This window comes from Curtobacterium sp. ME-Dv--P-122a, assembly GCF_030209645.1.
In the GTDB taxonomy this organism is placed as follows: Bacteria; Actinomycetota; Actinomycetes; order Actinomycetales; family Microbacteriaceae; genus Curtobacterium; species Curtobacterium flaccumfaciens.
In genome coordinates this window covers 67,770-88,925 of sequence record NZ_JARVRO010000014.1, presented here as the reverse complement: position 1 = coordinate 88,925, position 21,156 = coordinate 67,770, and the positions used below count along the sequence as shown (strand labels likewise).

18 protein-coding genes are annotated in these 21,156 nt (G+C 72.4%); 11 read left to right on the top strand and 7 right to left on the bottom strand.

Annotated features, from left to right (window positions below; all coding sequences use genetic code 11):
* Window position 1: 1 nt before the first annotated feature.
* Entirely contained in the window at window positions 2-1,000 is a 999-nt protein-coding gene (locus QRN49_RS15195) for a phosphotransferase (RefSeq protein WP_111022632.1), read from the top strand.
* A 185-nt stretch (window positions 1,001-1,185) separates the two neighbouring features.
* Here the strand turns inward: QRN49_RS15195 and QRN49_RS15190 are convergent, their stop codons facing one another.
* Window positions 1,186-4,380 carry an ATP-dependent helicase gene (locus tag QRN49_RS15190; RefSeq protein ID WP_502869009.1) on the bottom strand — a complete coding sequence of 1,065 codons (3,195 nt, stop codon included), beginning with the start codon at window positions 4,378-4,380 and terminating at the stop codon, window positions 1,186-1,188.
* A gap of 113 nt (window positions 4,381-4,493) precedes the next feature.
* Window positions 4,494-7,649: a PD-(D/E)XK nuclease family protein gene (locus QRN49_RS15185; protein WP_284756566.1), complete on the bottom strand. Its 3,156-nt coding sequence runs from the start codon at window positions 7,647-7,649 to the stop codon at window positions 4,494-4,496.
* Window positions 7,650-7,776: 127 nt separating this feature from the next.
* Between QRN49_RS15185 and QRN49_RS15180 the strand changes: the two genes are divergently transcribed.
* The gene (locus QRN49_RS15180; protein ID WP_111022630.1) at window positions 7,777-8,001 is read left to right on the top strand and encodes a DUF3107 domain-containing protein; all 225 of its coding nucleotides are present in this window, start codon (window positions 7,777-7,779) and stop codon (window positions 7,999-8,001) included.
* A 4-nt stretch (window positions 8,002-8,005) separates the two neighbouring features.
* On the top strand, window positions 8,006-8,302 hold the full coding sequence (locus QRN49_RS15175; RefSeq protein WP_111022629.1) for a hypothetical protein: 297 nt from the start codon (window positions 8,006-8,008) through the stop codon (window positions 8,300-8,302).
* A gap of 83 nt (window positions 8,303-8,385) precedes the next feature.
* Here QRN49_RS15175 and QRN49_RS15170 read toward each other — a convergent pair whose 3' ends face one another.
* Entirely contained in the window at window positions 8,386-9,099 is a 714-nt protein-coding gene (locus QRN49_RS15170; RefSeq protein ID WP_258372448.1) for a ferritin-like fold-containing protein, read from the bottom strand.
* 201 nt (window positions 9,100-9,300) lie between these two features.
* Between QRN49_RS15170 and QRN49_RS15165 the strand changes: the two genes are divergently transcribed.
* Window positions 9,301-10,806: a DEAD/DEAH box helicase gene (locus QRN49_RS15165; protein ID WP_284756565.1), complete on the top strand. Its 1,506-nt coding sequence runs from the start codon at window positions 9,301-9,303 to the stop codon at window positions 10,804-10,806.
* Window positions 10,807-10,988: 182 nt separating this feature from the next.
* On the opposite strand, the gene QRN49_RS15160 is transcribed toward QRN49_RS15165, so the two are convergent.
* Window positions 10,989-11,861, bottom strand: coding sequence for a PHP domain-containing protein (locus tag QRN49_RS15160; RefSeq protein ID WP_071405460.1), 873 nt, complete (start codon window positions 11,859-11,861; stop codon window positions 10,989-10,991).
* Between the two features lie 70 nt (window positions 11,862-11,931).
* Here QRN49_RS15160 and QRN49_RS15155 point away from each other — a divergent pair, with 70 nt between their 5' ends.
* Both QRN49_RS15155 and QRN49_RS15150 read left to right on the top strand, forming a co-directional pair.
* Window positions 11,932-13,416 carry an aminopeptidase P family protein gene (locus QRN49_RS15155; protein ID WP_284756564.1) on the top strand — a complete coding sequence of 495 codons (1,485 nt, stop codon included), beginning with the start codon at window positions 11,932-11,934 and terminating at the stop codon, window positions 13,414-13,416.
* Window positions 13,417-13,431: 15 nt separating this feature from the next.
* Window positions 13,432-13,902, top strand: a complete 471-nt coding sequence (locus tag QRN49_RS15150; RefSeq protein ID WP_163343880.1) for a GNAT family N-acetyltransferase — start codon at window positions 13,432-13,434, stop codon at window positions 13,900-13,902.
* 376 nt (window positions 13,903-14,278) lie between these two features.
* Here the strand turns inward: QRN49_RS15150 and QRN49_RS15145 are convergent, their stop codons facing one another.
* Window positions 14,279-15,163 carry a YflT domain-containing protein gene (locus QRN49_RS15145; RefSeq protein ID WP_284756563.1) on the bottom strand — a complete coding sequence of 295 codons (885 nt, stop codon included), beginning with the start codon at window positions 15,161-15,163 and terminating at the stop codon, window positions 14,279-14,281.
* A gap of 144 nt (window positions 15,164-15,307) precedes the next feature.
* Between QRN49_RS15145 and QRN49_RS15140 the strand changes: the two genes are divergently transcribed.
* Genes QRN49_RS15140 through QRN49_RS15125 form a run of 4 tightly spaced genes read left to right on the top strand, consistent with a single transcriptional unit; the run spans window position 15,308 to window position 19,188 of the window.
* Window positions 15,308-16,627 carry a magnesium transporter MgtE N-terminal domain-containing protein gene (locus tag QRN49_RS15140; protein WP_027464574.1) on the top strand — a complete coding sequence of 440 codons (1,320 nt, stop codon included), beginning with the start codon at window positions 15,308-15,310 and terminating at the stop codon, window positions 16,625-16,627.
* A gap of 52 nt (window positions 16,628-16,679) precedes the next feature.
* Complete coding sequence (locus tag QRN49_RS15135) at window positions 16,680-17,177, top strand: DUF1003 domain-containing protein (protein WP_042539423.1); 498 nt, start codon at window positions 16,680-16,682, stop codon at window positions 17,175-17,177.
* Entirely contained in the window at window positions 17,170-18,330 is a 1,161-nt protein-coding gene (locus tag QRN49_RS15130; RefSeq protein WP_282819502.1) for a P-loop NTPase, read from the top strand. Before QRN49_RS15135 ends, QRN49_RS15130 begins: the two co-directional genes overlap by 8 nt.
* A 9-nt stretch (window positions 18,331-18,339) precedes the next feature.
* Window positions 18,340-19,188 (top strand): class I SAM-dependent methyltransferase, encoded by an 849-nt coding sequence (locus tag QRN49_RS15125; RefSeq protein WP_284756562.1) that lies wholly within the window; start codon window positions 18,340-18,342, stop codon window positions 19,186-19,188.
* Between the two features lie 82 nt (window positions 19,189-19,270).
* Here the strand turns inward: QRN49_RS15125 and QRN49_RS15120 are convergent, their stop codons facing one another.
* Complete coding sequence (locus QRN49_RS15120; RefSeq protein WP_027464570.1) at window positions 19,271-19,639, bottom strand: twin-arginine translocase TatA/TatE family subunit; 369 nt, start codon at window positions 19,637-19,639, stop codon at window positions 19,271-19,273.
* Window positions 19,640-19,703: 64 nt separating this feature from the next.
* On the opposite strand from QRN49_RS15120, the gene QRN49_RS15115 reads away from it, so the two are divergent.
* Window positions 19,704-20,336, top strand: a complete 633-nt coding sequence (locus QRN49_RS15115; protein ID WP_284756561.1) for an O-methyltransferase — start codon at window positions 19,704-19,706, stop codon at window positions 20,334-20,336.
* A 27-nt stretch (window positions 20,337-20,363) separates the two neighbouring features.
* On the opposite strand, the gene QRN49_RS15110 is transcribed toward QRN49_RS15115, so the two are convergent.
* Window positions 20,364-21,092 carry an AAA family ATPase gene (locus QRN49_RS15110; protein ID WP_284756560.1) on the bottom strand — a complete coding sequence of 243 codons (729 nt, stop codon included), beginning with the start codon at window positions 21,090-21,092 and terminating at the stop codon, window positions 20,364-20,366.
* Window positions 21,093-21,156 lie beyond the last annotated feature (64 nt).

Here is a 21,156-nt window from a genome sequence, read left to right as displayed (position 1 = left end):
CATGGCGGGATCCCAGTTCACTCTAGCCGCGTTGGCGACGACGGCCGTTCCAGGTCTCCTCGTCACGGGCACGCGCACGCTCGGCTCGGCCGCGGCCGGCGACTACGAGTCGGCGCTCCTCCGCGACGCCGACGGTGCCGAGATCGTCATCCGCCGCCCCCGGAACCAGCGCGCCGAGGCGCGGCAGTCGGCCGACCTCGTCGCCATCCGCGCGCTGAGCGCCGGCATCCGCACACGCCTGCCGTTCGGCGTCGCCGAGTACCGCGGCCAGGCGCCGATCGGGTCGACGCGCGCCATCGTCACGACGCGGCTGGTCGGGGCCCACCCGACCCTCGCGTCGCTCGTCGAACGCCCCGACCTCGCCACCAGCGTCGGCCGTGCCGTCGCCTCGATCCACCAGCTGCCGACGAGCTTCGTCTCCGACGCCGGCCTGCCGTCGCTCACGCCGTTCGAGGTGCTCCGGTCCGCCGTCTCGGTGATGGACCGCGCCGTGGCGACCAAGCTCGTCCCCGCCGCGCTCGTCGAACGCTGGGAGGGTGCCGCCCGCGACCAGCAGCTCTGGCAGTTCACGCCGACCGTCGTGCACGGTTCGCTCGGCACAGGCGCCCTGCTCGTGGACGGCGACGCGGTGACCGGGATCCTCGACTGGGGCGAGCTGCGGCTCGGTGACCCGGCGAAGGATCTCGCCTGGGTGCTCGCCGGCCGCCGCGACGCCTTCGACACCGTCCTCAGCGCCTACGAGGCGAACGGCGGCGGGCGTGACCGACAGCTCGCACAGCGTGCACGCGTGCACCACGAACTCGAGACGGCGCACTGGCTGCTGCACGGCGTCCAGGCGAAGAGCACCGAGGTCGTCGATGACGCCGTCGCGATGATGCACCGCCTGGTCGATGCCGTGCACGCCCCGAGTGCGGAACCGCTGCAGTCCGTGTCACCGGAGACGATGGAGATCGGCGAGGTGGAGCAGCTGCTGTCCTCCACCGAACGCCGCCACGGCTGACGCCGCCGCCCCACGCTTCGTGAGCAGGAATGGTCGGGTCGCTGCGGCGCACCCGACCATTCCTGCTCACCAAAGCGCGGCAGGAGTCGTGGACGCGACCGCCTGGAGGCCCGGCGCGGGTCCGGCGGGCCGGCAGCGGGCCTCCAGTGCGGAGCACGACACGAACGCAACGCGGCCGCAGGACGTCAGCCGACGGCCTCCGACCAGGCACGCTCGAGTCCGGCGCGGTCGAGCAGCTCGGTCGGACGGACCTCCAAGTCGTCGGCGACGAAGTAGAACACCGCATCGACCTGGTCGAGCGGCCGCCCGGTGAACTCGGCGTAGGCGACGCGGTAGAGCGCGAGCTGCAGCGTGCGGCGGGCCAGGTCGTCCGCCCCCGACGGCGCCTTGCCCGTCTTCCAGTCCACCACCTCGGCGCGCCCGTCGATCTCGTACACGGCGTCGAGCTTGCAGACCACGCTGTGGCCGAGGAACGGGATGTGGATCTCGCGCTCGACCTCGATCGGCGTCAGCCCGGCCCACCGTGAGCGGGCGAACGTCGCCTGGAAGGCAGCAAGGCGACGGGCGTCGTCGTCGGTGACCACGGCGTCCGGCGACGAATCGGCGAGGTCGTCGGCATCGAGGTCGAGCTCGCCGTCCCAGACGTCGAGCGTCTCGAGCGCGCCGCCGCTCCGCGCCCGCTGTTCCACCCACTGGTGGAAGAGCGTGCCGAGCCGGGTGGCGCGGTACGGTCGCTCCGGCATCGGCCGGCGGAGCCGCTCGGCCACGGAGTCGGGTTCGGTCAGGTAGTCCTTGAAGCCCGACGCCGGGACACGGTGCGGGACGGCGACCGCGTGCTTCGCGTTCCGGGTGGCATGCCGTTCAGCGAGCAGCAGGTCGATGTCGGCAGCGAAGCGCCCCGCAGCGCCGGGGTTCGCGTTCCGCACCCGCTCGGCGGCGGCCAGGACCCGCGGTGCACGCTGTCCGAACGGCACGTGCGGCCAGGTCTGGGTCGCGCCGCTCTCCCCCATCGGGTTCTCGTCGTGCACCGTCGTCTCCGGGATCGCCGCACCGTCGATGACGCCGGCGTCCACCAGGTCGCGCAGGTAGCGGCTCGGCTCGGTGGGTCGGACCCCGCCGGCCCAGAACGAGCCGGACACGAGCAGGTCGTGCTTGGCACGGGTCAGCGCGACGTAGGTCAGCCGGCGTTCCTCGTCCTCGTTGCGGGCCTTCACCTGTTCCTTGAAGGCGTCGATCGCCGCGGTGACGTCCTTCTGGGTCTCCTGCCCGCGCCATGCGAGTCGCGGCAGCTCGGCGGCGTCCCCGCGGAACTCGTACGGCAGCCGGCCGAACCCGAGCCAACCGGACGAGCCCTCCTGCGGACGCGCCGGCAGGCCGCCCTCGACCATCCGGGGCACCGCGACGGCGTCCCACTCCAGCCCCTTGGACCCGTGGATCGTCAGGATCTGCACGGTGCCGGCCTCGGGCTCCTCGGAACGCGGGCCCATGTCGTCACGCCGGGCGGCGGCGTCGATCCACCCGAGGAACGAACCGAGGTCGGCCCGGTCGTCGGTCGACACGAAACCGGCGAGCTCGTCGATGAAGGCGTCGAGGTACGCGCCGCTGCCCTGTTCGTGCGCGGCGACCTCGATGTCGAGTCGCATCTCCTGCACGACGAGCGTCACGAAGTCGACCAGGTCGCTCCCCGCGCGTGAGCGGAGCATCGCGAGCTGCCCGCCGAGCGCACGCATCCGGCTGCGACCCGCGGGGGTGATGCCCTCGAGCGCGCCGTGCTCGTCGGGTGCGGTCGCGACGAAGTCGAGGGCGTCGACGATCGACCCGTGCTCCCCGGCAGCCACCGAGGCACGGAAGGCCGCGGTCAGGTCGTCATCGAGGCGCTGCTGGGTGTGGTCGCGCTGGAACAGCCACCGGGCGAGCTGGTGCAGGGCGACGATGTCCGCCGCCCCGACCCGCCACCGTGCACCCGCGAGCAGCCGGAGCAGGTCGTTTCCGGCCGCCGGGTCGTGCAGCACCCGCAGGCACGCCACCAGGTCGACGATCTCCGGACGCTGGAGCAGTCCGCCGGTGCCGAGCACGTGGTACGGCACCCCACGGGCACCGAGCGCCGCCGTGAACGCCGCGAGGTCCTTCCGGGCCCGCAGCAGCAGCGCCATCGAGCCCGCCGGGTTCTGCCTGCGGTGGTCCTGGAACCACGCCGCGACCTCGTCGGCCTCTTCCGGCAGGGTCTCGGGGAACACCACCCGCACGGTGCCGGCGTCCGCACCTGGCCGCGGGGAGAGTCGTTCGACGTCGACCTCGGACGCCTCGGACAGCGGTGACACGATCGCGTTCGCCCCCGCGAGCACGTCCACCGGGTTCCGCCAGCTGGTCGACAGCGCGAAGGTGACGGGTTCGGCCACGCCGGGTTCGTCGCCGCCGAAGTCGCGCGGGAACCGGGCGAGGTTCGCGGCACTCGCACCGCGGAACCCGTAGATCGACTGGTGCGGATCGCCGACCGCCATCACCGAGTGCCCGCGGAACAGCCGGGCGAGGAACCGGGTCTGCACCACCGAGGTGTCCTGGTACTCGTCGAGGAGCACCACCCCGTACCGGCTCCGCAGGTCCGTCACGCCCCGCGGCGCCGACTCTGCCGCGGCGAGCGCGAGGGCGATCTGGTCGGAGAACTCCACGAACCCGCGGTCGACCTTCTGTCGTCGGAACTCGGCGACCAGGTCGGCCAGGGGTTCGAGGGCGCCGATCGCGGCGACCGCGTCGGTGATCGCCTTGTACGGCTTGCCGCGGTTGCCGGGGAGTTCGAGCAGCTCGGAGAACTCGATCGCGAACCGGCGCAGGTCCTCCGGCTCGACGAGGTGTTCCGAGGTGGCGCCGGCGAGCGCGACCACGGCCGCGGTCAGGGTGTCGACGTCGCGGTCGAGCCCGGCGAGCCGGTCGTCGCGCGCGGCCACCACGACCCGACGGGCGAGCTGCCAGGCCGAGGGCTCGGTCAGCACCTGGGACTCGCCGTCACGCCCGACGAGCAGGGCGTTCTCGCGGAAGACCGCGTTGGCGAAGGCGTTGTACGTCGAGACGGTGGGTGCCTCGAAGGCGTCACCGGGGGTGATCAACCCCACGTCCTCGAGCGCACGGATGCGGTCGTTGATGCGGACGGAGAGCTCGCCGGCGGCCTTGCGGGTGAAGGTCAGGCCGAGGACCTCGTCGGGGCGGACGAGTCCGTTGGCCAGCAGCCAGACGACGCGCGAGGCCATCGTCTCGGTCTTCCCGCTGCCGGCACCGGCGACGACCAGCGCCGGCACGAGCGGTGACTCGATGACGGCACGCTGCTGGGCGGTGGGACGAGGGCGGCCGAGGGCGTCGGCGATGGCGTCGGCGCCGTGCCGGATGACGGGCGGTGCAGCGGCAACAGTGTCGTCCGCAGCGGCAGCCGTGCCGGTCGCGTCACCCGCGTCGGTCGCGTCCGCCGTGTCGGTCGTGTCCGCCGCCTCGGTCGTGTCGCTCACCAGGTCACCTCCGCCACCACGTGGATCCGGCACTCGACCCCGGTCCGGGCCTTCTCGCAGTGGTCGTCCACGTGCGCCACGAACGTGTGTCCGGCCATGCCCCGCGCCACCCCGTGCAACCGCTCGCGGTAGGCCTCGCGCGCCTCGGCGTCGAACGCGTGCTGCGTCCGCTCGGAGTACGCCTGTCCGCCGCGGGGGTTCTGGACGAAGACCAGCCTGGCGTCGGTCATCGGAGACCCCGCCGGCACGCCCTCGACCGCGCCGTCCTCGACCGCGAGTTGGTAGGCCCCGAGCTGCGGGTGTTCCGGCATGTCGTTCTTCTCGCTGGGCATCGACCGGCCGGTCTTCAGGTCGACGACGCTGACACGGCCCTCGGCGTCGACCTCGATGCGGTCGATGCTCCCCCGGATCCGGGCGGGCCCGGTCACGAGCGCGAACGAGGTCTCGGCGCCGAGCAGCCTGCGGCCGGCGCTGGCGAAGGTGCGGAGGTAGTCGCTCAGCCCCTCGATCATCCGCCGGGTCCTGGCACGTTCGCGGTCGGCGACCCAGGGCGACTCGAACGTGAGCTCGTCCCACCGCGCCTCGACCCGCTCCCACAGCGACTCGACGTCGATCTCGGTGGCGTGCTCCATCGCTTCGTGCACGATCGTGCCGATGCCCATCGCCGGGCTCGGGGCACCGCCGCCGAAGGTCTGCGCGAACCAGTGCACCGGGCACTCCTCGAAGGTGCCGATCCGCGACGGCGACACCGACACGGCCGGGGCGACGGGCTCGCCGCCCTCGATCTCGGGCGCTGGCTCGGCGTCGAGGTCGACCAGGGGGTCGTCCGTGGTCGGCTCGGCGAGCCCGTACCACTCGTCCGGGTCCGCCCCGGGGACCTCTGCCTCGGCCAGGCGGGCCAGCGCGGACGCGGCCTCGTGGTCGCCGGAGCCCACCACCCGGCGGCGCAGCGACCCGGCGAGCCCACGCAGGGACAGCGGGTGGACGGTCGGTTGACGGTCCGGCGGCACCGGGACGAGCCGGACGAAGGGTGACGGCGACTCGTCGTCGTTCGCCACCGTGCCGATGACGACCTGGGTGGTGGCCCGAGAAACGGCCCGGGCGAACAGCCGCAGTTCGTCGGCGACCACGGCGGCTCGGTCGTCGATGGGTGATCGCTCGACCCCGGCAGCGGCGCGGACCAGGCCGTCCGGGTCGAGCAGACTGCCGCGCACTCGGGTGTTCGGCCAGACGCCGTCCTGCAGACCGAGCACCACGACCACGTCGCACTCGAGCCCGATCGTCGCCGACGGCGTCAGGACCCGCACCCGGCCGGCGGTCCGGTCGGGGCCGATCGAGTCCTCTGGCAGGTCCGCGCCGAGCAGGTCGTCGACGAAGACCCGCGCGGGCGCGTCCGGCGTGCGCTCGACGAAGCGCTTGGCGGCGGTGAACAGGCCGACGACGGCGTCCAGGTGCCGGTCGGCTTCCCCGGCGCCGACCCCACCGGCGGCGGACTGGGCACCCCATGACTTCGCGAGACCGCTGCGCTCCCAGAGGCCCCAGAGGATCTCCTCGATGCTCGATCCTGCATCCGCGTCGGCACGAGCCTGCACCAGGCTGCGGGCCAACCGGGTCGCCCGTCGCGCGAACCCGGCGTCGACGGTCGCCAGGCGCTCCGGCGCGCCCAGGGCATCGACCAGCAGTTCGTCGGCGGTGCGGCTGCCGTCGCCCGCGAGTTCCTCGCGCCGCAGGGCGAGCCGGAGCCGGCGCATGGCCAGGGTGTCGAGGCCACCGAGGGGCCCGGTGGCGAACGCGGTGGCCAGGGCAGCGTCCAACGGCACGACGTCGAGCGCCACCGCGGCCGCGTCGAGCAGCGCCCGCGCCGCGGAGTCGTCGCGCGGACGGACGGGCGCGGCACCAGCGGTCGCCGGGACCTCGGCCACGGAGAGTGCCCGGACGAGTTCGGGGATGGCAGCACCGCTGCGGGTGACCACGGCCATCCGGTGCCACTGCACACCGTCGAGCAGACGGTTTTCGCGCAGTCGACGGGCGATCGCCACGACGAGCGCGGACCGGCTGGCGGCTTCGAGGTGCACGACGGCGTCGGACCGCGCATCCTGGTCGCCCGCCGACGCGCTGCGCTGCCGACCGGCCGCCGCGGTGCCGATTCGACCCGTGACGCCGGTGACCAGGGCACGGATCGGGGCGGGGTGCCGGTGCACGGCGCCGAGGAACAGCTCGTCGACGCGGTCCACCCCGAGTCGCACGGCCAGCCGACCGAGCACGTCCGGTTCGGCGCCGCGGAACGCCGAGGCGGCGATGTCCGGATCCCCGAAGGCGACGACCTGCACGCCGGAGCGCGCGAGTGCCCCGAGCAGCGCGATCTCACCCTCCACCAGTTCCTGCGTGTCGTCGACCACGACCAGGCGCAGGGCGGCGATGCCGGCGGGGAGCTCGTGCCGCAGCACCGCGGCGGTGGCGTACGCCACGAGTTCGCCGGAGTCGAGCCCGGTCGGTCGGAACGCGGTCACCGATGCCCGGTAGTCGTCCACGAAGTCCCCGACGGCCCGCCACTCGGGCCGTCCGAGCTCGTCGCCGAGTTCCCGCATGTCGTCGGGCTCGACGCCGGCGGCCACCGCACGCATCATGACGTCGCGCAGGGCGGTGCGGAACCCCGCTCGCTCACGGACGACGGCGGTGATCGGGTCGGGCCAGGCCGGTCCGGCTCCGTCGAGTTCGTGCCCGGCGAGCAGGTCGGCGATGATCCGGTCCTGCTCCCCACCGGTGAGCAGCGTCGGGGGTTCCTGCCCCTGCACCGACGCCGCGTGGGTGACGATCTGGAACGCGAGCGAGTTCACGGTGCGTGCGAGGGCACCCGGCACGACCCGGTCGACCGCCCGTGCGAGCCGGTCGCGCAGCGCCGTCGCAGCCGTCCGCGCCGAGGTCAGGGCGAGCACCGTCGCGTGGCCGTCGGGGGTGATCGCGTCGGGACGGGAGAGCCGGTCGGCGACGAGCCGCGCGAGCGTGGTCGTCTTGCCGCTGCCCGGCGCACCGATCACCGCGGCGTGACGGCCGTCCGGCAACGCGAGCACCGCAGCCTGCGAGGGGTCGTCGACCAGTGCGCGCGCGAACCCGGTGTCCTCGGGAGCGGGCATCAGCGTGGTCTGCGGCACGCTCGTACGGTACCCAGGACCGCCGACAGCACCGCTGCGGACGCGCGGGGCACCGGTCGTCACGCCGTCGAGTGCGCCCGCGGCGAACGCCCGATGCCGCACGGGACCGCTCGGATACGCTGTGCTCGTGGACATCAAGATCGGCATCATCAACAGCCCCCGCGAGATCGCCTTCGAGACCGCCCAGACCGCGGACCAGGTCGAGAAGGCCGTGTCCGAGGCGCTCACCGCCAAGTCGACGCACCTGTCGCTGCAGGACGACAAGGGCCGTCGCTTCATCGTCCCCGTCTCGGCCCTGGCGTACGTCGAGGTCGGCGCGGAAGAGGCACGGCGCATCGGCTTCGTCGCCTGACGACGTGGAACTGCTCTTCGCCGTCCTCGGCGGCGTCATCATCGGTGCGGTCGCGCACGTGATCCTGCCGTGGCGGTCGAACCGTGGCGTGCTCGTCGGCCCAGCGGTCGGCGGCATCGCCGCAGCAGTGCTCTGGGAAGCGCTGACCTGGGCCGGTTGGCGGTACGACGGCACCTGGATCTGGGTCGTGGCCCTCGTGGGGTCCGGCGCGATCACCCTCGTCGTCGAGTGGCTCCTCGGCACCCAGCGCGACAAGCGCGACGCCGAGTACTACGAGCTGCTCAAGACGCGCGGCGCCTGACGCCCCGGCAGCCGAAGCTCAAGCACCCTGACGCCCGAGCAACCTGACGCTCGACCAGCCCGCCCCTCGGGCAGCTTGACCGCTCAGGCCGTCAGACCGAGCGCGTCCATCCGTCGGGTGTGCGCGGCGATGAGCTCGGTCCAGACCGGCTCGAGCCGCTCCTGGTCCTCTCGGGCGTGCGACGCCAGCGCCGACCGGGCGACGAGCAGGGTGTCGCCCACCAGACGACGTCCCCACATCGCCAGACGCGAACCGATCTGCGGGTCGTCCTCGATGTGGGCCGTCAGCTCCTCGACGACCGCCGCTTCCTCGCGCGCGTCGAACACCGACCGCAGCCGCTGCCGCACGTCGAGCGGCAGCGAGCGGAGCAGGTTGCCGAACAGGTCGTTCAGGATGCCGGCCGTCACGTAGCCGGTCAGCATCGACTCGTACCAGTCGGCGCCGCTCGTCCGTTCGAGGAACAGGTCGATCGCTTCGCGGTGCGGGGCCATCAGCGCTGCCGGGTCCCCGCCGGTGCGCTCGATCTCGGCCACGATCGTGCGGTGCCGCTCGAGCGCCGTGGTCGCGAGCACCCCGGTGACCAGGCGGCCGGAGAGCGTCGGTGCCGAAGCACCGGCTCGTCCCATCGTCTCGTAGACGGACAGCTGCAGGTACGCGGCCTGCCCCAGGTACACGTCGAGCTCCGGGGTGACGTCGTCGAGCGCGAGCCGCTTGACCTGCGCGGCTCCGCGCGGGTTCCGCGACGCGAGCCATGCGGCAGCGAGCTGCGCCGCGCGCTTCCGGTTCCACCACGACACCACCCGACCAGCATAGAGGGCACCCGCCGGTCACCCGCCCGACGCCCAGCGGCGCCCGCCGGGCGCCCGCCCCGACGCCCAGCGGCACCCCGGAGCACCCCGGAGCACCCCGGACCACGCGCCCGTCGGGAGCCGGAGTGCCCCGGACCACCAGCCCGTCGGTAGACTGGCCCGGACTTCCACCAGAACTAAGGTGATTCTTTGACTTTCTCAGACCTCAACATCGACCAGGACATCGTCGATGCACTGGCCGGCAAGGGCATCATCGACCCCTTCCCGATCCAGGAACAGACCATCCCGCTCGGCCTGACCGGCCAGGACATCATCGGCCAGGCCAAGACGGGTACCGGCAAGACGCTCGGCTTCGGTCTGCCGCTGATCCAGCGGCTCGGTGCTGACCCGGCGCACGGCGTGAAGGCGCTCGTCGTCGTCCCGACCCGTGAACTCGCGGTCCAGGTCACCGAGGACCTCGAGCTCGCGGCCTCGAACCGTCCGACCACGGTCGTCTCGATCTACGGCGGGAAGGCCTACGAGGGCCAGGTGGAGCAGCTCAAGGCCGGCGCCCAGATCGTCGTCGGCACGCCCGGGCGACTCATCGACCTGCAGCGGCAGCGTCTGCTCGACCTCTCCCACGTGCAGGAGGTCGTGCTCGACGAGGCCGACCGCATGCTCGACCTCGGCTTCCTGTCGGACATCGAGCGCATCTTCCAGGCCGTCCCCGAGGTGCGGCACACGATGCTGTTCTCGGCGACGATGCCCGCGCCGATCGTCGCCCTCGCCCGCCGGTTCATGAGCCGTCCGGTGCACATCCGGGCGACCGACCCGGACGAGGGCCTCATGCAGGCCAACATCAAGCACCTCATCTACCGCGCGCACTCCCTGGACAAGGACGAGGTCATCGCCCGCATCCTCCAGGCCGAAGGCCGCGGCAAGACCGTGATCTTCACCCGCACCAAGCGTGCCGCGGCGAAGCTCGTCGAGGAGCTGAAGGACCGCGGGTTCAACGCCGCAGCGGTGCACGGCGACCTCAACCAGGAGCAGCGCGAGCGCGCGATGGCGGCGTTCAAGGCCGGCAAGCGTGACGTGCTCATCGCCACCGACGTCGCCGCCCGCGGCATCGACGTCGACGACGTCACGCACGTGATCAACCACACGATCCCGGACGACCCGGACACGTACCTGCACCGCGCCGGCCGCACCGGCCGTGCGGGCAAGACCGGCATCGCGGTCACCTTCGTCGACTGGGACGACCTGCACAAGTGGACGCTGATCGACAAGGCCCTCGAGTTCGGCATCCCCGAGCCCGTCGAGACCTACTCGTCGTCGCCCCACCTGTTCGAGGAACTCGACATCCCCAAGGGCACCAAGGGCCGTCTGCCCGGCTCGTCGTCGCACGCCGCCTCGGCCGGCGCGCCCGTCGAGAAGCGCAGCAGCGACCGCCCGGCGTCGGGTTCGCGTGACGCGTCGCGTTCGCGGTCGCGCAGCCGCACCCGGTCAGGAGGCTCGGAGCAGTCCGCCCCGCAGGCTCCGGCGACCGAGTCGGTCACCCCCACCGCCGCGGCAGGCCCCGAGGACGGCTCGGCCACCGAGGGTGGTTCCACCGACGGCGCCGCGAAGCGTCGCCGTCGTCGCCGCCGTCGCGGAGCCGGCACCGGCGATGCCTCGGTGACCGCCTCGGCACCGCAGGGCACGTCGGACGGCGAGTAGCGCCTCCAGTTCGAAGGGCCCGTCGCTGACGCGACGGGCCCTTCGTCGTCCCCACCCGCCGACTGCCCCCCCCCGCGAAAGCGACAGATCGCCGCGAATTGTCAGCGGGGATCTGTCGCTTTTGCGGATGGGTCGAGCCGCGCCGCGCGAGATCTGTCGCTTCGGTGGGACGGCGCGACGCGTCAGGACAGGCGCGAGCCGGGTCCGACCACGGGAGCGCTGCCCGTCGCCTCGGACACGATCGCGTCGAACGAGACGCGCGCCGTGCGGTGCTCCCCCAGCCGGTTCGGCTTGCCGGTGCCGTGGTAGTCACTCGAACCGGTGACGAACAGGCCGTAGCGCGTCGCCCAGTCGAGCAGGGTGCGCTTGCCGTGTGCCAGGTTCTCGCGGTGGTCGACCTCGAGCCCGCCGAGCCCGGCGTCGACCAGGTCGCGGAGCATCGGCTCGTCGATGACGATCCCGCGCGAGGACGCCGCCGGGTGCGCGATGACGGGCACGCCGCCCGCCTGCCGGATGAGTTCGACGCCGCGCAGGGGCGACGGTGCCTCGTGGGGTTCGTAGTAGCCGGACGCCGGGTGCAGGATCCCGCGGAACGCCGCGGACCGGTCCGACTCGAGCCCGCGGGCGACCAGGGCGTCGGCGATGTGCGGACGGCCGATCGTGGCACCGGGGCTGGACTGGGCCAGGACGTCCGCCCAGGTGATCGGGTGGTCCTCGGCGATGCGGTCGACCATGCGGTGCGCGCGGGAGAGCCGGCCGTCGCGGATCCGGGTCGTCTCCTCGACCAGTCCGGGGTGTTCCGGGTCCACCAGGTAGCCGAGCACGTGCACGCTGCGGTAGCCGATCCGGGTGCTCAGCTCGAGGCCCGGCAGCAGGGTCAGGGGCAGCTCGTGCGCCGCGGCCGTGGCGTCCGCCCACCCCGCGGTCGTGTCGTGGTCGGTCAGTGCGACGGCGTCGAGTCCGGCGGCCGCGGCCGCTCGGACGAGCTCCGCGGGACGCTCGGTGCCGTCGGAGACACTGGAGTGCGCGTGCAGGTCGATGAACGGGTCTGGCACGTGGCCAATGCTATCCACAGGTGAGCGGCCGCACAGGCCGGGTGTCGCCCGGCGGTGCGATGATGGACGCATGGCCGACACGACTCCCCGCGCGACGAGCAACCGATCCACGACCCCCGGGTCCTCGACCTTCAAGGACTTCATCGGGTCGCAGTGGGCCGAGCGCTCGGAAGCGCAGCCCGAGCCCCGCGAGCAGGCCGCGTTCGCGGCCGAGCGTCGCGCACGCATCTCCGAGCTGCACCCGGGCCGCACGATCGTGGTGCCGGCCGGGCAGGCCAAGGTCCGCTCGAACGACTGCGACTACCCGTTCCGCCCGCACTCCACCTTCGCGCACCTGACCGGCTGGGGCACCGACACCGTCGTCGGCTCCGTGCTCGTGATGACGCCGAGCGGCTCCGGACACGACGCCACGCTGTACTTCCGTGCCACCGCAGGTCGCGACTCCGAAGAGTTCTACGCCAACCCCGAGATCGGGGAGTTCTGGGTCGGGCCGCGCCCCTCGCTCGACGCCGTCGCCGCCGACCTCGGGCTGGCCACGGCCGACCTCGGGGCGTTCACGGCCGTCGCCGACGCACTCGACGCGTCGGCGCTGCTCGTGCGTGAAGCCGACGACGACCTGACCCGTTCGCTCGACGCCCGTACCGGCGCAGCGATCGGTGGCGCGGACGAGACCGAGGGGTCGCCGGCCACCGACGACCTGCTCGCCCGCGACCTGTCCGAGCTGCGACTGGTCAAGGACGCGTACGAGATCCGTGAGCTCCGCAAGGCCGTCGACGCCACGAAGCACGGGTTCGACGACGTCATCGGCGACTTCGACGCCGTGCTCGCACACCCGCGGGGTGAGCGCATCGTCGAGGGCACGTTCAACCGCCGGGCCCGCGCCGACGGCAACACCGTGGGCTACGACACCATCGCCGCCTCGGGCCACCACGCCTGCATCCTGCACTGGACCCGCAACGACGGCGCCGTGCAGCCGGGCGACCTCATCCTCATCGACGCCGGGGTCGAGGTCGACTCGTTCTACACCGCCGACATCACCCGCACGCTGCCGGTGAGCGGCACGTTCTCGCCCGTGCAGCGCATGGTCTACGAAGCCGTGCTCGAGGCAGCCGACGCCGCGTTCGCGATCGTCAAGCCGGGCATCACGTTCCGCCAGGTGCACGCCACCGCGATGGAGGTCATCGCGCGCAAGACCGCCGAGTGGGGCTTCCTGCCGGTCTCCGCCGCCGAGTCGCTCGAGCCGGACAACCAGTTCCACCGCCGCTACATGGTGCACGGCACGAGCCACCACCTCGGCCTCGACGTGCACGACTGCGCGAAGGCCCGTCGTGAGATGTACCTCGACGGCACCGTGCAGGCCGGCATGGTCTTCACGATCGAGCCCGGACTGTACTTCCAGCAGGACGACCTGACCGTGCCGGAGGAGTTCCGCGGCATCGGTGTCCGCATCGAGGACGACATCCTGGTGACCGAGGACGGCGCCGAGAACCTGTCGGTCGGCATCCCCCGGACCCCCTCGGAAGTGGAGGGGTGGATCGCCCGCTCGGGCCGCTAGCCTGATCGGGTGACCATGCCCGAGGCCTCCCCGAACACCATTTCGATCGAGGTCGAGCACTTCGACTCCCCCGACGCCCAGCGACTCCGCGCCGCCCAGCGCCTGGAGATCGACCGGGCGCACGGCGGCGACACCGAACCGGGTGAGAAGCCGACCGCCGAGTCGATCGCGGTGTTCTTCGTCGCACGGGACGAGTCCGGGACTCCCCTGGGGTGCGGGGGCCTGCGCATCGTCGACGACGGCATCGCCGAGATCAAGCGGATGTACGTCCGGCCGGAATCCCGCGGGTCCGGCGCCGCGGCTGCGTTGCTGCGCCGACTGGAAGAAGCCGCGCTCGACCTCGGGTCCCCGGCGCTCGTCCTCGAGACGGGCACGGAGCAGCAGCGCGCCGTCGGGTTCTACCAGCGCGAGGGGTTCCGGCGGATCGCGAACTTCGGGCCCTACGTCGGGGCGCCCCTGTCGGTCTGCTACTCGAAGGTCCTCTAGCCGCGCCGAACCTGCCCGGCGGTTCCGTGCCGTGCCGTGCCGTTCCATCCGCAGGCCCGCGCCGCGCGCAAGCCCGCACCGCGCCCGGTCACGACGTGCCGTCTGCCCGAGGCCGAGCGGTCACGAACCGTCGTCTGGGCCGGTGCCGAACGACGATCTCCGACCGCTCGAGGCCGTGCGCGCGGGGTGTTGCGACCGCCCGGACCGCCCGATCGCCCGGACTCCGCCGCCGAGGTCGCACGAAGTGCCGCGCACGCAGCTCGGCGGCGACAGTTCGTGCGACCTCGGCGGACGTGAACGGCGTGTCTGGCGACCTCGCGCGACCCGACCTCGCACGAACCGAGGACGAATCCCGGTCGCACCAGCCGGAGCCCGGCTAGCGGCGGTCGCTGCTCCCGTCACCGTCGCGCTGGGCGTCCGGCGAGGACGAGGGCTCCGGCGGAGTGGCACCGGCGACCCGCTCGCCGTAACGCGGCGGCTCCTCGGGTCGACGCTCCGGCACCGGCGGAGCCGCGGGGGCGGCAGCCGTCTCGGGGGTCTCCCCGTACCGGGGTCCGTCGTTCGTGCCGTAGCGCGGCGGGCCCGAAGGCGCACCCGTCTGCGCGCCGGGGGCCGACGTGCCGGGGTGTTGCGGGCCTCCCGGCTGCTGGTGCGGTGTGGCGTGCCCGCCGTACGGCGACTGCTGCTGCGGCGGGACCCCACCGGGGCCCGGACGCCACTGCTGCTGCTGCTGCTGCTGCTGCTGGGGAGCGTCGTTCCAGTGTGTGGACGGGGTCGCCCCGTGCTCGCCGAGGATGCGCTGCGCCTGCCCGGTCAGCTGCGGGTTGACGACGATCTGGTAGTTCGTGGCGAGCACCTGGTGCACGCTCGTGAAGTCGCGCTGCCGCTTCGTGATCGCGAACGAGACGATGCCGTAGAGCATGCCGAACGCGGCCCCGATGATCGCGGCGGCCAGGATCAGGCCGCCGGCGCTCGGCGAGAAGAGCGTGAGCACGATGCCGAAGAAGATGCCGAGCCACAGGCCGGACAGCGCACCGGCGATCGCGGCACGGCCGTAGGTCATCTTGCCGGTGACCCGCTCGACCGTCTTCAGGTCGTTGCCGACGATCGAGAGCTGGTTGACGGGGAAGTCGGCCTCGGCCAGCTTCGCCACCACGCGCTGCGCGTCGGGGTAGCTGTCGTACGTTCCCAGGACGTCGCCCTTGGGCAGCGTCGGGAACGCCTGGGCGGTCCTGCCGGCGAAGGGGCTCTGATTGCTCACACAGCCATCATTCACCGCACACCTTGCAATCGCACGTGCACTCTCAGGGAAGCAGCCGATCGGAAGCAGCCGATCGGAAGCCGTCGACCGGTGCCGTCGGCGGCGCGGGCGAACGCGCACACCCGAGCGACTACGCTGGGTCGGGTGAGCGCCACGAAGGTCTTCGTCGCCCGCCTCGCCGGGTGCTCCGTCTTCGACCCCGCGGGCGACCGCGTCGGCAGGGTCCGGGACGTCCTGGTCGTCTACCGCCGGGCCGATCCCCCGCACGTCGTCGGGCTGATCGTCGAGGTGCCCGGCAAGCGCCGCATCTTCGTGAGCATCGGCCGCATCACCTCCATCGGTGCCGGGCAGGTCATCACGACCGGCCTGGTGAACATGCGCCGCTTCGAGCAGCGCGGCGGCGAGGTCCGCGTCATCGCCGAGATGCTCGGCCGCAAGGTGCTCATCAAGAACCAGCGGATCCGCGCCACGATCGAGGACGTCGCGATCGAGGACCGCGGGCAGGGCGACTGGGAGGTCGCGCAGCTCTTCCTCCGCAAGCCGAAGACCACGCCGTCGCCGTTCGGCAAGGGCCCCACGACGTTCGCGACGTGGAACGAGGTCACCGAGGACGAGCTCCCCGGCGAGGCCCAGTCCGCCGAACACGTCATCGCCGCCTACTCCGACCTGCTGCCCGCCGACCTCGCGTCGACGCTGCTCGACCTGCCCGCCGAGCGCCGGTTCGAGGTCGCCGAGGAACTGCCGGACGATCGCCTCGCCGACGTGCTCGAGGAGATGCCCGACCAGGAGCGCATCGAGATCCTCACCCGGCTGGTGGACGCGCGCGCCGCCGACGTCCTCGACCAGATGCAGCCGGACGACGCGGCCGACGTCCTCGCCCAGTTCTCCGACGAGCGGAGCGAGGCCCTCCTGCAGCTCATGGAGCCGGAGGAGGCGCAGGACGTCCGCATGCTCCTGGAGTACGAGCCGGACACCGCCGGTGGTCTGATGACCACCGAACCGGTGATCGTCTCGGCCGACGCCACCGTGGCCGAGGGCCTCGCGCTGGTCCGCCGCCACGAGCTCGCGCCGGTGCTCGGCGCCGCCGTCTGCGTCACCCTGCCGCCGTACGAGCCGCCGACCGGTCGGTTCCTCGGGCTCGTGCACTTCCAGCGGATGCTCCGCTACCCGCCGAACGAGCGGCTCGGCACGCTCATCGACCAGCAGACCGAACCGGTCCGGGTCGACGCGAGCGCCGCCGAGGTCACCCGCATCATGGCGACCTACAACCTGCTGTCCGTCCCCGTGGTCGACGACGCCCACCGTCTCGTCGGGGTGGTGACGATCGACGATGTCCTCGACCACGTCCTGCCGGACGACTGGCGAAGTCAGGGCGAGGGGGAACCCTCACCGCTTCCACGCCAACGCCCGCGCAGGACACCCGTGACGACGGGAAGGAGGACCACCCGTGGCCCGAACGGATGACAACCGTCGCGACCGTGACCGCCAAGAGGTCCGGCTCGACTCCCCCAAGGGCATGCGCACGCGTGTGCTGCCCAGCCGCCGCCGTGGTCGCGGGGACACCTTCGGTCGTGCGACCGAGGGCATCGCCCGCGGGATGGGCACGCCGTGGTTCCTCATCGGCCTCACGCTGTTCTGCGTGGTCTGGATGGGCTACAACACCCTCGCGCCGAAGCCGTGGCAGTTCGACTCGGCGGCCATCGGCTTCACGGCTCTGACGCTCGTGCTCTCGCTGCAGGCCTCGTACGCCGCCCCGCTGATCCTGCTCGCGCAGAACCGGCAGGACGACCGCGACCGCGTGCAGTTCGAGCAGGACCGCCAGCGCGCCGAACGCAACCTGGCCGACACCGAGTACCTGGCCCGCGAGGTCGTGGCCCTGCGCCTGGCGATGCGGGACATGGCGTCGAAGGACTTCATCCGCGCCGAGCTCCGCTCCCTGCTCGAGGAGCTCGACCGCCGCGACGCCGACGAGGCCGGCTACGCGGACGAACACGACAGCTCCACCCGTGGCTGACCCCGCCCCCACCGACGAACAGCTCGGCACGGCGGTCCTCGCCGCGCTCGGGCGCGTCATCGACCCCGAGATCCGCCGCCCCGTCACGGAGCTCGACATGATCCGCGGTGTCGACGTGCAGCCAGGAGGCGCGGTGCGCGTCGACCTGCAGCTCACGATCGTGGGGTGCCCCGCCGCCGACACCATCGAGCGCGACGTCCGCGTCGCCGCCGGGTCCGTCCCGGGGGTCGCCGCCGTCGAGGTCGACGTGTCCGTGATGGACCCGGCCACTCGTGCTGCGCTGACCGAGCGGCTGCGAGCCGGCCGCCCCAAGGGCGTCCAGTTCACCGCGGACTCGCTCACGCGCGTCATCGCGGTCACGAGCGGCAAGGGTGGCGTCGGCAAGTCCACCGTCACCGTGAACCTCGCCGTCGCGCTCGCCCGCCGGGGCCTGCGGGTCGGGGTCGTCGACGTCGACGTGCACGGCTTCAGCGTGCCCGGACTGATGGGCCTGACCGACGAGCACGGGGTCGCACCCCGTCCGACCCGCGTGGACAGCATGATCCTGCCGCCGGTGGCGCACGACGTGAAGGTCGTCTCGATCGGCATGTTCGTCGACGACGTGTCGACCGCGGTGTCGTGGCGCGGACCGATGCTGCACCGCACCGTGAACCAGTTCCTCACCGACGTGTTCTTCGGCGACCTCGACGTCCTGCTGCTCGACCTGCCGCCGGGCACCGGCGACGTCGCGATCTCGGTGGGGCAGCTGTTGCCGCACGCCGAGGTCCTGGTCGTCACGACCCCGCAGGCCGCCGCGGCCGACGTCGCCGAGCGCAGCGGGATCGTCGCTCGGCAGACCGGGCAGCGGGTCATCGGCGTGGTCGAGAACATGGCCGGGCTCGTGCAGCCCGACGGCTCGGTCCTGCATCTGTTCGGCGAGGGTGGTGGCGCCGAGACCGCCGCACGGCTGTCCCGCGGGCAGGACGCCCCCGTCCCGGTGCTCGGCAGCGTGCCGCTGTCCGTGCCGCTGCGCGAGGGCGGCGACGCAGGCGTGCCCGTGGTGCTCGGTGCCCCCGAGGACCCGTCCGCCGTGGCCCTGACGGCGATCGCCGACCGGATCACCACGATGGGGCGCGGGCTCGCCGGCCGGAAGCTCGGGTTGTCGCTGTCCTAGGCTCGGGGCATGAGCACCGATCACGTCGACGTCGACTGGGAGCACGCACGCGCCACCAACCGCGCGAACTGGGACGACCGGGTGCCGATCCACGAGGGCGCCTACGCGCTCGACGCCCTCGCCGACCCCGGCCACCGCTCGGACGTCGTCCGCGAGGACCTGCCGGCCCTGACGCCCTGGTTGCCGAACGGCTCGCTCGCAGGCCTCGACGTCTGTCACCTGCAGTGCCACATCGGCACCGACACGGTGTCGCTCGCCCGCGAGGGTGCCCGACTGACCGGTGTGGACTTCTCCCCCGCCGCCCTCACCTCGGCCGCCGGGCTCGCATCGCGCCTCGGTCTCGACGTCACCTGGGTCGAGACCGACGTCCTCGATGCCCGCGCCGCCGTCACCGGTGACTTCGACGTCGTGTACACGAGCATCGGTACGATCTGCTGGCTCCCCGACCTGGATCGCTGGGCTGCGCAGGTCGCCGGCCTGCTCCGCCCCGGCGGGGTGTTCTTCATCCGCGACGGACACCCGGCGCTGTACGCCCTCGACGAGGACGCCGACGAGCTCGTCACCCGGTACCGGTACTTCCCGGACGGCACCGCGCAGCAGTGGGACGACGCCGGCACCTACGTCGGTGACGGGACCGTGGCGAACACCCGGACCTTCGAGTGGCCGCACCCGCTGTCCGAGATCGTGAACGCCCTGCTCGGTGCCGGGCTGCGGCTCCGACGGCTCGACGAGGGCCGGACCCTGCCGTGGCGGTTCAGCTCCCGCATGGTCGAGACCGACACCGGCTCGTGGGCCTGGCCGGAGCACGACCGCGACCGGATGCCGACGACCTACACGATCGTCGCCACCCGCGACTGACGACGCGACCCCCTGACGGACTGGAGGCCCGGTGCCAGCTGGCACCGGGCCTCCAGTCCGTCAGGTGGGTACGTGACGGGCGTCAGGTCGCCTCGGCGTCGAAGGGTGCCGGTTCACCGGCGGCCAGGGGCACGACGGGAGCCGTCGCGCGCACCTTGGAGGCCGTCACCTGCGCGGTCTGGACGGCTGCGGCACTCGTCCCGGAGTCGAGCAGGGCGTCGCGGATGATGCGGCGCGGGTCGTACTGGCGCGGGTCGAGCTTCTGCCACTCGATGTCATCGAACTCGGGGCCCATCTCGTCGCGCATCCGCTCCTTCGCGGTGTCGGCGAACCGACGGACGGCCTTGACGAACTCGGCCAGCTTCTGGGCGTACATCGGCAGGCGCTGCGGCCCGAGCAAGAGGACGCCGATGACCCCGATGATCAGGATCTTGTCGAGCGGGATGTCCACGCGAGCGAGCCTAACGCGTGCTGCTGCGTTGCACCTCTAGAGTTGTCTCCCGAACGGAGTGTGCGTGTCAGAGAAAGAGTCGAACTGGAAGTTCGCCGAGGACATCGTCTCGGAGACCGAGGCGATCGCCCGTGCTCGTGAGCACTCCCTGGAACTCGGGGTCGAAGCGATCTCGCCCGCGATCGGTGCGCAGATCGGGGTCATCGCCGCAGCCTCGCGAGCCACGAGCATCATCGAGATCGGCACCGGCCTCGGGGTCTCCGGCCTGTACCTGCTCACCGGCGCCCCGAACGCGACCCTGACCACGATCGACGTCGAGGTCGACCATCAGCAGTTCGCCCGCGACGCCTACATCAGCGCCGGCACCGCCCCCGCACGGATCCGGCTCATCCCCGGACGGGCGAACCAGGTGCTCCCCCGCATGAACGAGGCCTCGTACGACGTCGTGCTCGTCGACGCCGACCCCGAGCACGTCATCGAGTACGTCGAGCACGGTCTGCGGCTCGCCCGCCTGGGTGGCACCGTCCTGGTGCCGCACGCCCTGTGGCGCGGACGCGTGGCCGACCCGGTGAAGCGCGACCGCGCCACCACGGACTTCCGGCTGCTCCTGACCGAGGTGTCGACCTCGGGTGCGGTGCGCAGCGCGCTGTCGCCCGCCGGTGACGGGCTGCTGCAGTTGACGAAGGTCACCAACTAGCGCTCGACCAGCCGGCGCTCGCGCAGGTCAGTCCAGGTGCCGCAGGTACCGCTCGGGCGACTCGAGGAACGCACGCTCGTTCCGCACCAGGTCGAGGTCGCTCCACTCGGTGCGCCGCAGGCCCCACTCGCCGACCTCGTGGATCGTCGCGCCCGGGAACGCGGCGAGCACGGGCGAGTGGGTCGAGAGCACGACCTGGCCGACGCCGCTCTCGACGATCGAGCGCAACAGTGCGATCAGGGTGAGGCACCCAGAGAACGACAGGGCGGACTCCGGCTCGTCGAGGATCCAGAGCCCGGGCCAACGTGCCCGGTCGATGACGAAGTCCAGGAACGCCTCGCCGTGGCTGCGCTCGTGGAACACTGGCTCGGGGCGACTGCGGTTCGGGTGCTCCTCGAGGTAGGTGAAGAAGCCGTGCATGGTCTCAGCACGCAGGAAGAAGCCACCGCGGGGCGCACCGAAGTCACGTCGCAGGGCGATGTGCTGCCACAGGTCCGACTCGGACGGGCGGGTCGAGTGGTGTGCCCCGGTCGAGCCGCCTTCCGGGGACATCCCGAACGCGAGCGCGATGGCCTCGATCAGGGTCGACTTGCCGACACCGTTGTCCCCGACGAACACGGTCACCGGGTCCAGGTCGAGGCCCTCGTCGAGCAGCTGCCGGATCGGCGGGAGCGTGGCCGGCCACTCGTCGCGCGGCATCGGGTCCGGGTCGCGGTACTCCTCGACGCGTCGGATGGGCAGGTGGGTCCTCGGCACGGCCCCATCCTGCCGGACCCGACCGACACTGCGTGTGGACGCCCGCTACCGGCGGGCAGACGGA

Bases quoted from the DNA above. Each gene is read 5' to 3' on its own strand.
- QRN49_RS15155 (WP_284756564.1), top strand. From the start codon at position 11,932: ATGGCCGACACGACTCCCCGCGCGACGAGCAACCGATCCACGACCCCC.
- QRN49_RS15195 (WP_111022632.1), top strand. From the start codon at position 2: ATGGCGGGATCCCAGTTCACTCTAGCCGCGTTGGCGACGACGGCCGTT.
- QRN49_RS15150 (WP_163343880.1), top strand. From the start codon at position 13,432: ATGCCCGAGGCCTCCCCGAACACCATTTCGATCGAGGTCGAGCACTTC.
- QRN49_RS15135 (WP_042539423.1), top strand. From the start codon at position 16,680: ATGCGCACGCGTGTGCTGCCCAGCCGCCGCCGTGGTCGCGGGGACACC.
- QRN49_RS15125 (WP_284756562.1), top strand. From the start codon at position 18,340: ATGAGCACCGATCACGTCGACGTCGACTGGGAGCACGCACGCGCCACC.